Annotated in this window: 17 protein-coding genes; 7 read left to right on the top strand and 10 right to left on the bottom strand. The window is 71.9% G+C overall.

Features of this window, described 5'->3' with window-relative positions:
- Positions 1-92: 92 nt before the first annotated feature.
- Genes ACIBZJ_RS42010 through ACIBZJ_RS41995 form a run of 4 tightly spaced genes read left to right on the top strand, consistent with a single transcriptional unit; the run spans position 93 to position 3,710 of the window.
- Positions 93-1,334, top strand: a complete 1,242-nt coding sequence (locus ACIBZJ_RS42010; RefSeq protein ID WP_395939209.1) for a hypothetical protein — start codon at positions 93-95, stop codon at positions 1,332-1,334.
- Positions 1,331-2,002, top strand: coding sequence for an ABC transporter ATP-binding protein (locus tag ACIBZJ_RS42005; RefSeq protein ID WP_395939208.1), 672 nt, complete (start codon positions 1,331-1,333; stop codon positions 2,000-2,002). The genes ACIBZJ_RS42010 and ACIBZJ_RS42005 overlap by 4 nt, the downstream gene beginning before the upstream one ends.
- Positions 1,999-3,183, top strand: a complete 1,185-nt coding sequence (locus ACIBZJ_RS42000; RefSeq protein ID WP_395939207.1) for an ABC transporter permease — start codon at positions 1,999-2,001, stop codon at positions 3,181-3,183. The genes ACIBZJ_RS42005 and ACIBZJ_RS42000 overlap by 4 nt, the downstream gene beginning before the upstream one ends.
- A 20-nt stretch (positions 3,184-3,203) precedes the next feature.
- The gene (locus tag ACIBZJ_RS41995) at positions 3,204-3,710 is read left to right on the top strand and encodes a hypothetical protein (protein ID WP_395939206.1); all 507 of its coding nucleotides are present in this window, start codon (positions 3,204-3,206) and stop codon (positions 3,708-3,710) included.
- Between the two features lie 25 nt (positions 3,711-3,735).
- Here the strand turns inward: ACIBZJ_RS41995 and ACIBZJ_RS41990 are convergent, their stop codons facing one another.
- On the bottom strand, positions 3,736-4,779 hold the full coding sequence (locus ACIBZJ_RS41990) for an alcohol dehydrogenase catalytic domain-containing protein (protein WP_395939205.1): 1,044 nt from the start codon (positions 4,777-4,779) through the stop codon (positions 3,736-3,738).
- A gap of 172 nt (positions 4,780-4,951) precedes the next feature.
- Here ACIBZJ_RS41990 and ACIBZJ_RS41985 point away from each other — a divergent pair, with 172 nt between their 5' ends.
- Positions 4,952-6,034 carry a sigma-70 family RNA polymerase sigma factor gene (locus ACIBZJ_RS41985; RefSeq protein WP_395939204.1) on the top strand — a complete coding sequence of 361 codons (1,083 nt, stop codon included), beginning with the start codon at positions 4,952-4,954 and terminating at the stop codon, positions 6,032-6,034.
- Here the strand turns inward: ACIBZJ_RS41985 and ACIBZJ_RS41980 are convergent.
- Positions 5,952-6,452, bottom strand: a complete 501-nt coding sequence (locus ACIBZJ_RS41980; RefSeq protein ID WP_395939203.1) for a DUF3291 domain-containing protein — start codon at positions 6,450-6,452, stop codon at positions 5,952-5,954. The genes ACIBZJ_RS41985 and ACIBZJ_RS41980 overlap by 83 nt on opposite strands.
- Before the next feature lie 32 nt (positions 6,453-6,484).
- A complete protein-coding gene (locus ACIBZJ_RS41975; RefSeq protein ID WP_395939202.1) occupies positions 6,485-7,144 on the bottom strand; it encodes a helix-turn-helix transcriptional regulator in 660 nt (219 codons plus the stop codon).
- 317 nt (positions 7,145-7,461) lie between these two features.
- Between ACIBZJ_RS41975 and ACIBZJ_RS41970 the strand changes: the two genes are divergently transcribed.
- A complete protein-coding gene (locus ACIBZJ_RS41970) occupies positions 7,462-7,833 on the top strand; it encodes a VOC family protein (RefSeq protein WP_395939201.1) in 372 nt (123 codons plus the stop codon).
- A gap of 388 nt (positions 7,834-8,221) precedes the next feature.
- On the opposite strand, the gene ACIBZJ_RS41965 is transcribed toward ACIBZJ_RS41970, so the two are convergent.
- From ACIBZJ_RS41965 to ACIBZJ_RS41955, 3 genes are all read right to left on the bottom strand, one after another.
- The gene (locus ACIBZJ_RS41965; RefSeq protein WP_395932393.1) at positions 8,222-8,353 is read right to left on the bottom strand and encodes a hypothetical protein; all 132 of its coding nucleotides are present in this window, start codon (positions 8,351-8,353) and stop codon (positions 8,222-8,224) included.
- Between the two features lie 110 nt (positions 8,354-8,463).
- Complete coding sequence (locus ACIBZJ_RS41960; RefSeq protein ID WP_395939200.1) at positions 8,464-8,958, bottom strand: HIT family protein; 495 nt, start codon at positions 8,956-8,958, stop codon at positions 8,464-8,466.
- Between the two features lie 50 nt (positions 8,959-9,008).
- On the bottom strand, positions 9,009-9,182 hold the full coding sequence (locus ACIBZJ_RS41955; RefSeq protein WP_395939199.1) for a tetratricopeptide repeat protein: 174 nt from the start codon (positions 9,180-9,182) through the stop codon (positions 9,009-9,011).
- A gap of 289 nt (positions 9,183-9,471) precedes the next feature.
- On the opposite strand from ACIBZJ_RS41955, the gene ACIBZJ_RS41950 reads away from it, so the two are divergent.
- Positions 9,472-9,876: a hypothetical protein gene (locus tag ACIBZJ_RS41950; protein WP_395939198.1), complete on the top strand. Its 405-nt coding sequence runs from the start codon at positions 9,472-9,474 to the stop codon at positions 9,874-9,876.
- A 21-nt stretch (positions 9,877-9,897) separates the two neighbouring features.
- On the opposite strand, the gene ACIBZJ_RS41945 is transcribed toward ACIBZJ_RS41950, so the two are convergent.
- The 4 genes from ACIBZJ_RS41945 to ACIBZJ_RS41930 all read right to left on the bottom strand — a co-directional run bounded on the left by ACIBZJ_RS41945 (position 9,898) and on the right by ACIBZJ_RS41930 (position 12,829).
- Positions 9,898-10,773: an LLM class flavin-dependent oxidoreductase gene (locus ACIBZJ_RS41945; protein ID WP_395939197.1), complete on the bottom strand. Its 876-nt coding sequence runs from the start codon at positions 10,771-10,773 to the stop codon at positions 9,898-9,900.
- Between the two features lie 169 nt (positions 10,774-10,942).
- Positions 10,943-11,299 (bottom strand): hypothetical protein, encoded by a 357-nt coding sequence (locus ACIBZJ_RS41940; protein WP_395939196.1) that lies wholly within the window; start codon positions 11,297-11,299, stop codon positions 10,943-10,945.
- 100 nt (positions 11,300-11,399) lie between these two features.
- Positions 11,400-12,530 carry an SPFH domain-containing protein gene (locus ACIBZJ_RS41935; protein WP_395939195.1) on the bottom strand — a complete coding sequence of 377 codons (1,131 nt, stop codon included), beginning with the start codon at positions 12,528-12,530 and terminating at the stop codon, positions 11,400-11,402.
- A gap of 29 nt (positions 12,531-12,559) precedes the next feature.
- Positions 12,560-12,829, bottom strand: a complete 270-nt coding sequence (locus ACIBZJ_RS41930; protein WP_395939194.1) for a hypothetical protein — start codon at positions 12,827-12,829, stop codon at positions 12,560-12,562.
- Positions 12,830-12,975 lie beyond the last annotated feature (146 nt).

Genomic DNA, 12,975 nt, shown 5'->3' with positions numbered 1-12,975 from the left:
CGACTATAGGCCGCGACCAGCGTGAACGCGCGGTGCGACGGATATCTCGCACGCCCACAACTTCCTGACAATCACCCGACAGCATCCTCGTCATGCACTCGGATCAACCACGTCGGCGTCTGCTGATCGGGGCGGTGGTCGCGCTGGCCGCACTGGGCCTCGGCGCGGCCGGGTGGGCCGGTCTGTCCAGTACGCCGGAGAAGACCACCACGGCGTCGCGGCCGGCCGCGACCGTCGCGGTCACCCGCGCCGATCTCTCGACCGGCCGTTCCTTCACCGGGACGCTCGGCTACGGCCCCGCGCGCCCGCTCAAGGCCGGCCGGGACGGTGTGGTGACGTGGCTGCCCCCGGTGGGCACGGTCGTCCGGCCGGGCGAGACGCTCTACCGGGTCGACGACGACCGGATCCCGCTGTTCGTCGGCAGCCCGCCCCTGTACCGGACGCTCGGAGTGCGCAACACCGTCGGCCGGGACGTCGCCATGATCGTGCGCAACCTGAGCGCGCTCGGGTATCGCGTCGGCCGCCAGCCGAAGCCGGGAACGTACGTCGGGCAACCGTCTCCGGAGCCGACCGGCTCCCCGTCGCCGAGTGGCGGATCGAGCCCGGAGCCCAGCGCGGAGTCGAGCCCGGAGCCCGGCGCGGAGTCGAGCCCGGAAACCAGCACCGGCGCCGACGCGCGACCGGCGGCGGATCTGCGGGTTCGCGTCCGGGAGGGCGACGGGGTGCTCACCTCCGCCGTGATCCGCGCGATCACCGCCTGGCAGCGCGACCTCGGCGTCGCCGAGGACGGCACCGTCGGTGTCGGCGACGTCGCGGTGCTGCCCGGCGCGGTCCGGGTGGACGCGGTCAGCGCCCAGCCCGGCGACGCGACCGGCGGCGAACTGCTGCGGGTCACCGGGACCACCAAGGTCGTGACCGTCGCGGCGACGCCGGACGACGCCGGCGTGTTCGCCGACGGCACGACGGCGACCGTCCGCCTGCCCGGTGGCACCGACACGACCGCCGAGGTCACCGCTGTCGCCACGGTCGTCCCGGCCGACGCGGCCACCGGCGACCAGCGGCCGGCGCTCTCCGTCACGCTGACGCTCGACCGGCCGGCCGCGGCCACCCGCCTCGACGCCGGCGACGTGGACGTCGAACTCGCGGGCGAGAAGCGGCAGGGCGTCCTCGTCGTCCCGGTCACCGCGCTGCTCGCGTTGCGCGAGGGCGGCTACGCGTTGCAACGCACGGACGGCAGCCTGATCGCGGTCGCGACCGGCCTGTTCTCCGACGGCCTGGTCGAGGTCAGAGGCGACGGCGTCACCGAAGGCCTGAAGGTCGTGACCACGTCGTGAGCGCGGTGCTCTCGGTCCGGGACGCTTGCCGGCGCTATCCCGGCGGGGTCATGGCCCTCGACCACGTGAACCTGGACATCGACGCCCACGAACTCGTCGCGATCGTCGGGCCGTCGGGCTCCGGCAAGTCGACGCTGCTGAGCCTCATGGGGACGCTCGACCGGCCGACGTCCGGCACCGTGGAACTGGCCGGACACGACGTCGCGACGCTCACCGACCGGCGCCTCTCCGCGCTGCGCGGACGCTGGCTGGGCTTCGTGTTCCAGCAGTTCCACCTCACCGACGGGCTGACCGCGATCGAGAACGTCGCCACCGGCCTGCTCTACGCGGGCGTGCCCCGGCGGCGCCGGCGGCCGCTCGCGGAGGCCGCGCTGGAGCGGGTCGGGCTCGCGCACCGCACCGGCCACCGGCCGTCCGAACTCTCCGGTGGAGAACGTCAGCGGGTCGCGATCGCCAGGGCGATCGTCAACGAGCCCGCGCTGCTGCTGGCCGACGAGCCGACCGGCGCACTCGACACGGCCACTGGCCGGGCCGTGCTCGAGTTGTTCCACCGCCTGCACCGCGAGGGTTCGACGATCGCGATCATCACGCACGACCGGGAGATCGCCGCCGAGCTGCCCCGGCGGGTCGAGGTCCGCGACGGCCGGATCGTGAGCGACTCCCGATGACACCGGAACCCGTCCGGCTCGGCCTCCGCGACCTGCTCTCCCTCGGCACGATCGGCCTGCGGACGCGACGCCTGCGGGCCGTGCTGTCCGCGCTCGGGATCGCCGTCGGCATCGCGACGATGGTCGCGGTCACCAGCATCCCCGAGTCCAGCGGGCGCGCGCTGATGAACCGGCTCGCCGCGCTCGGACCGAACCTGCTGCAGGTCGCGCCCAGTCAGAGCGCCGGCGACGACCCGACGTTGCCGGTCGAGGCACCGGCGATGGTCAGCCGGATCGCGCCGGTCACCGCCGTGGCCGCGGTGGCCAACACGCACGCGGTCGTACGGCGCTCCGACCTGCTCGACCCCAAGGACGGTTCCGGGCTGACCGTGCTGGCCGCCCGTCCGGGCCTGCTCGGGGTCCTCGGCGCCCGGCTGAAGGAGGGGCGGTTCGCCGACGAGGCGTTCCCCACCGTCGTGCTCGGGTCGGTCGCGGCGACGCGTCTCGGGGTGCCGGCGATCTCGGCGACACCTCTGCTGGTGTCGATCGGTGACGTCCGGTTCACCGTCGTCGGGATCCTCGACCCGACGCCGCTCTCGCCGGAGATCGACCGGGCCGTGCTCGTCGGCTGGCACGCGGCCGCCACGCAACTCGCCTTCGACGGCCGTCCCACCGTGCTCTACGTGCGGGCCGAGGAATCCGCGGTCGAGGCGGTCCGCGACGTGCTCCCGGCGACCGTCAGCCCCGGCAATCCGGGCCGGGCCGTCGTCAGCCTTCCCTCGGACGCGTTGATCGCCAAGCGTGCCACCGAGCAGACGTTCTCCGTCCTGTTCGTCGGCCTGGCGCTGGTCGCGCTGCTCGTCGGCGGCATCGGTGTCGCCAACACGATGGTCATCTCGGTGCTGGAGCGTCGCGCGGAGATCGGGCTGCGGCGCGCGCTCGGTGCGAACCGGGGCCAGATCCGGGCCCAGTTCCTCACCGAGTCCGTGGTGCTCTCCGGTCTGGGGGGCGCAACCGGCACGCTCCTCGGCGTCGCCGGCACCGCCGGGTACGCCCTGCACAACGGCTGGCCGGTCGTCGTACCGGTGAGTGCCGTCGGCGCTGCCCTCGGCGGCGCGCTCCTGGTCGGCGCCGTCGCCGGCGTCTACCCCTCCGTCCGCGCCGCGCGACTCACCCCGACCGCCGCGCTCGCCTCCGTCTGACAACTATCCTGAAGGGCCTCATGATCCGCACCCGCCTGTTCGCCGTGGCCGCTCTGACGCTGCTCCTCGCCGCCTGCGGGGGAACCGCGGCCGATGACGAGCCCGAAGTGGCCACCCTGCGGTCCGGCAGCCCCAGCCCCTCGCCGACCACGGGCGAGCGGCCGTTGATCCGCCCGGACACGTCCGCGGAGGAAGAGGAGCGGCTCAACGCCGTCTGGCTCTCCTGCCTGAAGGCGCACGGTCACCCGAAGCAGGCCGATCAGCCTGTGGACCTCCCGAAGGACGAGTTCGAAGCGCGGGCCGCCGTGGCCGAGAAGGCGTGCCTGAACAAACAGCCGGAAGAGCTGTGGGAACGGTCCAAGCGCACCGATCCGAAGTACGCCGACAAGCTTCGCGACTGGATCACCTGCGTCCGGGCCGCGGGCATCGACGCCTGGGAGTCCGACGGATTCATCACGTACCAGAGCCTGCCCAGCGATCCGGACCTGAAGAAGGTCGATGCCTGCGAGGCCAAGGCGTTCAGCTGACGCACCCGGCGGGCGCGCTACCGGCTCACGGGGTGATCACGACCTTCAGGGCCTCGTGGTCGGCCGCGTGGCCGAAGACGTCGTAGGCCTCGTCGATCCGGTCGAACGTGAACCGGTGGGTGCCTATCCGCTCCGACGGGATCCGGCCGCTGCGCACCATCGTCAGCAGCGTCGGGATCGACACGGTGTCGACGAGGCCCATCGTGAGCGTCACGTTCTGGATCCAGAGTGCCTCCATGGGCAGCTCCACCGGAGCACCGTGTACGCCGACGTTCGCGATCGTGCCGCCGGGCCGGACGAGAGCCGCGGCCGTGCGCAGCGTCTCCGGGTAGCCGACGGCCTCGATGGCGACGTCGACCCCGAGCCCGTCCGTCCGGGCCAGCACGTCGTTCACCACGTCCGGGCCGGCCTCGATCGCGTCGGTGGCGCCGAACTCCAGAGCGGTGGCCAGCCGGAACTTGTTGGTGTCGACTGCGATGACCTTCGACGCGCCCCAGAGGCCCGTGGTGAGGATCGCGGACAGGCCGACCGCACCGGCCCCGACCACGGCCACGGTGTGACCCGGGCGCACCTGACCGGCCAGCACGCCCACTTCGTACCCGGTCGGCAGCGCGTCGGCGAGGAAGATGGCCTGCTCGTCGGTGACGTCGTCGGGCACGGCGTAGAGCGACGTGTCGGCGTAGGGCACGCGGACGAGTTCGGCCTGCGTGCCGTCGATCAGGTGCCCGAAGATCCAGCCGATGCCGCCGACGGTCTGGCAGTGCGAGGGCATGCCGCGCTGGCAGTACGCGCAGCGTCCGCACCGGGTGATCGCCGGAACCAGGACCCGGTCGCCGACCGTGAAGCCGTTGACCGCGTCGCCGGCCGCGGTGACCGTGCCGATGGCCTCGTGGCCGAGGATGCGTCCGTCGGTCACCGCGGCGACGTCGCCCTGCAGGATGTGCAGGTCGGTGCCGCAGATCGTCGTCGTGTCGACGCGGACGACCACGTCGGTGGGTTCCTGGATCGTGGCGTCGGGGACGTCTTCCCACGCCTTTCGCCCCGGACCGTGATAAACGAGTGCCTTCATGTGTGCCTCCGTTGGCCGGGCGGGCGTGCGCAACGGACGCTAGGGCGGTGAGCGAGCGACGCCTGTCTCAGATTGCGACGCCCACCGGACGGGGTGCGAGGCCGGACCCGCCGGGCGCCTCCTTTCCGGCTCCGCCGGTGTCGGTACGGGAGAGGCTCCGGAGAGGGGAACAGTGGCAGCGGAACTGATCGCGAAGGCCAGGGCGGGGGACGGCGACGCCTTCCGGGAGCTGACCGAGCCGTACCTCCGGGAGCTGCAGGTGCACTGCTACCGGATGCTCGGATCGTTCCAGGACGCCGAGGACGCCCTCCAGGACACGCTGCTCGCCGCCTGGCAGGGCCTCGACGGTTTCCAGGCCCGCTCGTCGATCCGTACCTGGCTCTATCGGATCGCCACCAACCGCTGCCTCAACGCGCGCCGGTCGGCCGGCCGGCGCCCGGCGACGGAATCGGTCCTGCCGAAGTTCGAGCGGCCGGAACCGACCGGGCTCGCCGACGTCGTCTGGCTCCAGCCGTTCCCCGACGACCTGCTCCGCGGCGCGATCAGCGCACCACTCGGCCCGGAGGCCCGCTACGAGCAGGCGGAGGCCGTCTCGCTGGCCTTCGTGAGCGCGCTGCAGGTCCTGCCGCCGCGCCAGCTGGCCGTGCTCATCCTGCGTGACGTGCTCGCCTTTCGTGCCGACGAAGTGGCCGAGATGCTCGACTCGAGCGTCGAGTCGGTGAAGAGCGCCCTCAAACGCGCGCGGGCCGGCCTCCAGGGCTACCGCGCCGCCGACGACCACGAACGGCCGCCCGCGCCGGGTTCGCTCGCCGAGGAGGGGCTGGTCGCGAAATTCGTCCACGCCTGGGAGTCCGCCGACGTCGACGCGCTGGTGACCCTGCTGACCGACGACGCGTTCATGTCGATGCCGCCGACGCCCTTCGAATACCAGGGCCGGGACGTCGTGGCCCGCTTCTGCCACGGCATCTTCCGCGCCGGTCGGGCCTTCGATCTCGTACCGACCCGGGCCAACGGGCAGCCGGCGTTCGGCGCTTACCTCCGGTCGGGCGACGGCGTCCGCCACGGAACCGGCCTCTACGTCCTCACGCTCCGCGGCGACCGGATCTGTGCCCTGGCCCGGTTCGAGAACACCGTGCTGCCGTGGTTCGGGCTACCGCGGTCGCTCCCGCCGCTCACGCGGAACGACCCTCCCGGGCCGGAACGGCCGGAACGGCCGGCCGGCCTTCCGGGGGCGGAAAGGTCTGGCGGAACGTGAAGGCCTGCGGGGACGGACACTCGGCAACCGACGCGAGGCGTGCGCACGCCTCCTCCACTGTCGGGACGTGGCCGGCCGGAACCCACCAGAGGACGAGTGAGGCCGGGAAGTCGTGCGGCCGGAACCACTCCCGGCGGCGCCGCACGTAGTCCAGGTGCGGGCTCCGGTACGAGTAGGCCCGCAACGACTCGACCGAGTCCCACACGGACATCGTGACGATCACGTCCGGGCCGAGCGGGCGGACGGTGGTGGCGTCGCCGTCCGGGCCATCGGCCAAGCGCCAGACGAAGCCGGGGGAGGCGTCGGCCAGCGCGTTCATCGCCTCGAGGCCGGCGGTGAACTCCGACATGGATGGATCGGTCAGCGGCGCACGGAGGCGGGCGACGTTGAAATGAGCCAGACGGTATGCGCTCGTCATGGGGAGAGCACACCAGCTTCTCCGCTCTAAAGTCAATCAATATTTGTTTTAGAAACCACGACGCAGCACCGGCCGGGAGCGGCATCCATCCGGGCGTGCCACTCCGTGGACGCACCGGCCCCGTCGAGCAAGCCGGCGATCAGGGCCAGGTTCATACCGCACACCAGCGGCGGGAATTGATCGGCGAGGCGGTGGAACGGGCAGTTGTTCAACCGGATCCCGGTCGGTGTCTCCTCCGGGACGTAACCGTGTGCGGTCAGCAGGTCGAGCACACCGTCGCCGGACGGCGCGCGGCGGCCGTGCTCGCGGGCGACGTCGAACAACGCTGCATCCGCGCCGCTGCGCTCCACCGCCTCGGCCAGCAACTCGGCGGCCGTCCGGTAGTTGCGCGGCGGCACGCTCACCACCTGCTCGGTCGCGGACGCCCGGTACAGCTTCGCCGGTCGTCCGGCACCGGGCCCGGCCCGGCCGTTGCGGCGGGCGTAGGACGCCTCCAGCAACCCGGCGTCGACCAGTTTGTCCAAGTGGAAGGCGGCCAGCGTCCGGCCGACGCCGAGCGTCGCGGCGACCTCGTCCCGGCCGATCGGACCGGCACCGGCGGCCAGCACGGCCCGGTAGGCCGCTCGTCGGACGCCGTCGGCCAGCGCGGCCACCGCGTCGAGGCCGGATTCGGGTTCGTCCACCGCCGTCATCGGCCCATCGTATTGCCAATCACCGTTGGTGGTAGACGCGCCGGCCGGCGCGCGCTCACTGGTCCCGCAGCCATGTACAGCTGCGCGGCGACGGCGGCATTGCTCCGAGGCATTCGAGCGCTTCGCTCGCGAATGGATGCGGTCGTCGCCAAGCACGGCGGGCTGCACCACGGCTACTTCCGGCCGGCCGGCGGACGTTCATGCGTCCGCTCCTGCCCACCGACAGAACACCTCGACGGCCGCTCGGTGCGGCCGAGCGCCGCGGGGAGGCGCGGAGCTTCGGATAGGCTGCGCCCGAACCCGGAGATCGGAACTCGATGCGTCTCGTCGTGGTGCTGGACTGCGTCGATGCGGACGCGTTGGCCAACTTCTGGACCGTCGCTCTCGACTACCGCCGCGGACCGTTCGGGTCGCCCTACGTGCGGCTGACCGATCCCCGCCGTCGGTGGCCCGATCTGCTGTTGCAGCAGGTGCCCGAGCGTAAGAGCGGCAAGAACCGGATGCATCTGGATCTGCAGGTCGTCGACGTCGAGGCGGAGGTCGAGCGCCTGGTCGCGGCCGGAGCCGGCGTCGTCGACCCGGCACACGACGACGACGGGTTCGTGACCGCGGTCCTGGCGGATCCGCAGGGGAACGAATTCTGCGTGATCCGACCGCCGGACGGTGACGACCGCCTCGCCGAGATCTGATCGACCGCCACCCGCCTCGCGTCGGCCGCACTCCCCGGCCGCACTCCCCGGCCGCACTCCCCGGCCGCGCGGAGCGTCCGGACGGTTCCGCGGCCCGGACGGTTCCGCGGCCCGGACGGTTCCGTGGCCCGGACGGTTCCGTGGCCCGGACGGTTCCGTGGCCCGGACGGTTCCGTGGCCCGGACGGTTCCGTGGCCCGGACGTGGAGTGGCCCGGATGGTTCCGTGGCCCGGACGTGGAGTGGCCCGGATGGTTCCGTGGCCCGGACGTGGAGTGGCCCGGACGGTTCCGTGGCCCGGACGTGGAGTGGCCCGGACGGTTCCGTGGCCCGGACGTGGAGCGGCCCGGAGCGCGGTTTCGCGTTCCGGGCCTTCGCTTCTCGGGGAGGTCAGCTGCAGTAGCTGTAGTCCCAGCAGTCGTTGTAGTGGCGCTTCTTGTGGTGGCGACGACGCGGCCGGCAGTCGTAGTCGTAGTTGTCGTTGCAGTCGTACGAGTAGTCGTAGTCGTAGCAGCCGCTCATGTCGTCCAGCCTCCTGAGGTTGTTCGGCGGGGTGTGTCCCCGTCCTGGAACCAGGTTCCCTCCGAACGGGCCCGGGCTCGATCGCGGTGGTGACGCCACGAACGTTCGGTTCACGACATTCGCCGGCCGCCCGGAGGGTGCGGCCGGTCGGCGGCGACGGGCCGCCGGGCGAGCGCGGCCCGCAGCGCGAGGGCGACCTCATCGCGATCGACCTCCGACAATTGCTCGCTCAGCGGTCGTCGGGCGTAGTGGAACACGGCGGGTCCGCGGTGTTCGGCCGGCAGGTCGGCCAGGCGCGGCACGACGTGGAAGTGGACGTGGGCGAATCCGTCTTTCTCGGCGAACTGCATGACGTAGGTCTTCTGGCAGCCGGTCTCCTCGCGCAGCGCTCTGGACAGTCGGACCTGCCAGGTGCCCAGCGTGGCCGCTTCCCGGTCGGTCAAGCCGGCGACGGAGGTGACGTGCCGCCGGGGGAGCAGGACGAGCCAGCCGCGTAGCGCGCTGTCGAACGCATGGACCACGCGCCAGTGCTCATCGGAAACGATGTTCTCGCGCGGCGGCAACGCGGCGAAGCGTTCCTCTTCCTGACATGCGTAGCAGTCCATCGGTCAAGCGTGGGGCCACGGGCGCTCGGCCGCGGCGATCCAGGCTCCCGCTACCGAGCCTCGCTCTCCCTGCACCGGTCGGCCAGGTCTGCGGACTTGTGGGTTTCGGGATGGTGGTCACCGAGCGTGCGGCGACGTCGCGCCAAAGTGTCCAGGGCCAGCGCGCGCGCTTCGGCGCGGCGATCGAGCGCGAGCAGGCAGGTAGCCGTCGTATGCGCAGCCATGAGTGTCGTCCGGTGGTCATCACCCTGTTGGCGGCGCCGCCGCATGACGGCATGGGCCGCCAGCTCATATGTCGCACGTCGAGCTCGACGCTGTACCCCGCAGAAATCAACTGCTGGGCAATCCATTCCGCCCAAACCGTATCCGGACCCGCGTGCGAGATGAAAGCGTCGACGCGGTTGTCGCCGGTCGGCCCGTCTGGTCCTCGGTTCGGCACGTCACCCCCCGGCTCCGGCCCAAACCTTTCACCATCAGTATCGGCCCCACGTCCATTCACGAATCGGAGGTCCGGTGGTCGAGAGAACGGGGCTCGGTGAGTGGGCCGGGCAGTCCCTGGAGGAGCTCGAGGCCTGCACCGCCGCTCACCGCGGGAGGGTCCTGGACACGGTGCGGGTCAGGGCCCAGTTCCAGGCTCGACAGTCGGACCAGCCCCGAGACCGCCTCGGGCCTCCCACCGATCCTGTTTTCCGCGCCGCCGCGATCGCCGCCGACACGTTCGCTGCCCTGACGCTCGAACCCGCTGAGGCGCTGAGCGTGTCGGCCGACTGGCGCGGTCTGCCCCTCGCGGAGATCGGCCTGCTGCGGAGGCACAAGAACCTGACGGGGCACGCGAGCCGCCTGGTCGGGCTCCTGCCGTCCGGACCGGCGAGGGATCGGCTCGTCGTCTGGATCGACGTACGGCAACGGTTGCCCTGATCCGGGTCGCCGAGGCGACCGTCACCGCCCGGACGACCCCCGGTGCTGGGGGGGATCGCCGGGACGGACTACGGACGCGAGCGCTTCGACCTGATCGACGTCCTCGCCGTAGCAGTACAGGACGAGTTCATCGGCACCGAACTCGCGGTACGCGGCCACGGCGTCGGCGATCTCGGCCGGGTCGCTCAGCGGCATGCCCCATCCGGGTCGGCCGGCGAAGGCGTAGTAGTCGGCGATCGCGCGCCGCGCCTGCTCGACCGTCTCCGCCGATCCGATCGCGGTGTTGATCTGGCAGACCAGGCGGGGGCGCCCGGGACGCCCCGCCGCGTCCCAGTCCTCCCGGACGGTCTGGACCAGCCCACCGGCCCAATCCAGCGGCGCGGCACACAGGAAACCGTCACCGTGACGGGCGGCGCGACGCAGCGCCGCGGGAGCGAACGCTCCGATGAGGAGGGGCGGACCGCCGGCGATCGACGGCTGCGGGCCGATCTCGGCCCCCGCGTACGGCTCACCTCGCCAGATCGCGCGCAGATCGGTGAGTTGCCGGTCCAGAAGGCGGCCGCGCTGGTCGATCCGTGTGCCTGCGGCGGCGAAGTCGTCCTCCCGCCCGCCGATCCCGATGCCCAGGACGAACCGCCCGCCGGACATCCGATCGAGGGTGGCGACCTGCTTGGCCAGCAGTGCCGTCGAACGTAGCGGCCCGAGAAGCACCTCGGTCTGCAGCCGGATCCGCGTCGTCGCGCCGGCCAGGACCGACAGCGCGACCAACGGCTCGGGGTTGTCGTAGGCGAGACGGTCGAGCAGCGCCAGCGACGCGAAGCCGGCCGACTCCGCTCGTACGGCCCAGTCGACGAGGAGCGCGGGGTCGGTGATGGGCAGGCCAAGGCCGATGTCCATGAGAATCTCCGAAAATGGGCAGCCGACAGAGACTGTCGCCCATCTCCTCCCCGCGCCAGCGGGGCCGCTCGTCCCACTGCGACGTACTTCGCGGACGAGCAATTCGGAGCCGAGAGAACGCTAGCATCCGGCCCGGCCGGTCGGGAACGAACCCGCCGGTTGCCGGCGTCTACTGGCCGAACGTGGACCGCAGGTGGGCGTTGACCATCACGTTCATCCGTTTGCGGAGAGCGCCGACGAGGCCGGGATCGTCCAGGGGCGCGGGCGTGAGAAGAGTCCAGCGCAGCAGGGTCTCGTGCTCGTGAGCCGACAGCTCGAACCTGATCTGCGCCCCGGGCAGCGTCGGCCACAACGTCGACCAGACGACCAGGCTCGGCTCGTCCGACTCGATGACCCGTGGCCGTCGCTCGCCGTCGCGCAGGTTCAACCACGGGCGCGCCGGATCGCGGTCCGGCTGGATCAGCGCTTCGAAGACCACTCGCGGCGGCGGCGGCTGACGGCGGGCTCGGGAACCGATCTCGATCACAGCCAGAGGCTACGACCGGCCGGAGGCCGGGCGCCCGGCGCGAGGGGGAGACAGGCCCTCGGCCGTCGGACCACCGACGGTCGAGGGTGGCCGTCTCCGGTCAGGGCTGCAGTTCAGGTCGCGGGGCGGCGGGAGACCCGTTCGCCCGGGCCGCGTCGGGGTGGATGCCGTCGCGCAGGGCGTCGAAGATCGCGATGCCCTGGCCGACCAGGCCGGCTGCCATCTGGCTGACGCCCTCAGCGCCGTTGACCACCGTCACGTTCGCGTTGGCCAGCCCCTGGGCGGCCTGGCGGACGATCTCCGGCAGCTGGTCGATCAGCATCCGGTCGAGCGCGACCCGGCCGTAGGAGGCGGCCGCCTCGGCCTGGATCCGAATCTGCTCGGCCTCGGCGGCCGCCACGATCCGCACCCGCTCGGCCTCGGCCTCGGCCGGCCGGACCACCTCCGCGACCAGCTGCTGCTGCCGCAATTCGGCCTCGCGCTGGGCCAGCTCGGTCTGGGCGGCGATGACCTCGCGCTGGGCCTGCGCCTGCGAGAGCGGCCCGGCCTGGGCGGCCTCCGCCTGCGCGGTGTCGATCTCGGCCTTGTACTGCGCCTGCACGATCGCGGTCTGCCGGGCGTACTCGGACTGCCGACGCTGGGACTCCTGCTGCGCCTCGGCCGCCGCCTGGTTGGCCCGGGCTTGTGCGATCTGCGCCTCCCGCTGGATGGCCGCGTTGTGCGGTGCCGCCATCGCCGCGATGTAGCCGATCTTGCCGTCGTCGATCGACTGGATCTGCAGGGCATCGACGGTCAGCCCGATCTTCGACATCTCTTCCTTCGACCCGTCGAGGATCTCGGTGGCCAGCTTCTGCCGCTCGGTGATGATCTCTTCGACGGTCATCGAGCCGATGATCGACCGCAGGTGGCCGGAGAAGATTCGTCCGGTCAGCACCGACATCTGGTCCTGGTCGGAAAGGAACCGCTGACCGGCCGCGACGATGCTCTGGACGTCGGTACCGACCTTGAACGCGATGACGGCCCGGACGTTGAGGCTGATGCCCTGCTTGGTGACGCAGAGCTCCTCGACCTCCGACTCACGCATCGCCAGCGTGAGAAACCGTGCCTTCCGGAAGAACGGCACCACGAAGGCGCCGTGCCCGATGATGACGCGGAACGGCGCCGCGTCCCTGTTCTTGCCGCCAGAGATGAGCATCGCCTCGTCAGGCGAGGGCACTCGATACCCGAACATAGTTCGGACTTCCTCTCGGAAACCGGGCCTCAGTCGGTGGGGCCCGGAGGGGGAACCTCAGGAAGTGGACGGGGTGCCCGTTCGCCACGGCTGTCCCAGGCGACGACGTCTACGGTTCGCGCGCCGCGTACGTCCACCACCAGAACCCGGGTGCCCCGCGGGATCGCCGCGTCGGACCAGGCCAGGTAGGCCTCGGGGGCGCCACCCACGATCAGGAGCACCTCGCCGGCTCCGGCGGTGCCGCGAGTCGGGACGATCAACTGGCCGACGCTGCCGACGACCGTGCTATCCCCGTCCACAAGCGTGAGGATAAGCCTGCCCGTCACGTCGGGGGGGGGGGGGGGGGCGCCGCCCGCCCCCCCCCCCCCCCCCCCCCCCCCACCCCCCCCCCCCCCCCCCCGCCACCGGCCCGCGGGGCCCGGCGAGTGACACACGGGACAACACC

Source organism: Cryptosporangium sp. NPDC051539 (assembly GCF_044454545.1).
GTDB lineage: Bacteria > Actinomycetota > Actinomycetes > Mycobacteriales > Cryptosporangiaceae > Cryptosporangium.
This window is presented reverse-complemented; position numbering and strand designations above follow the sequence as displayed.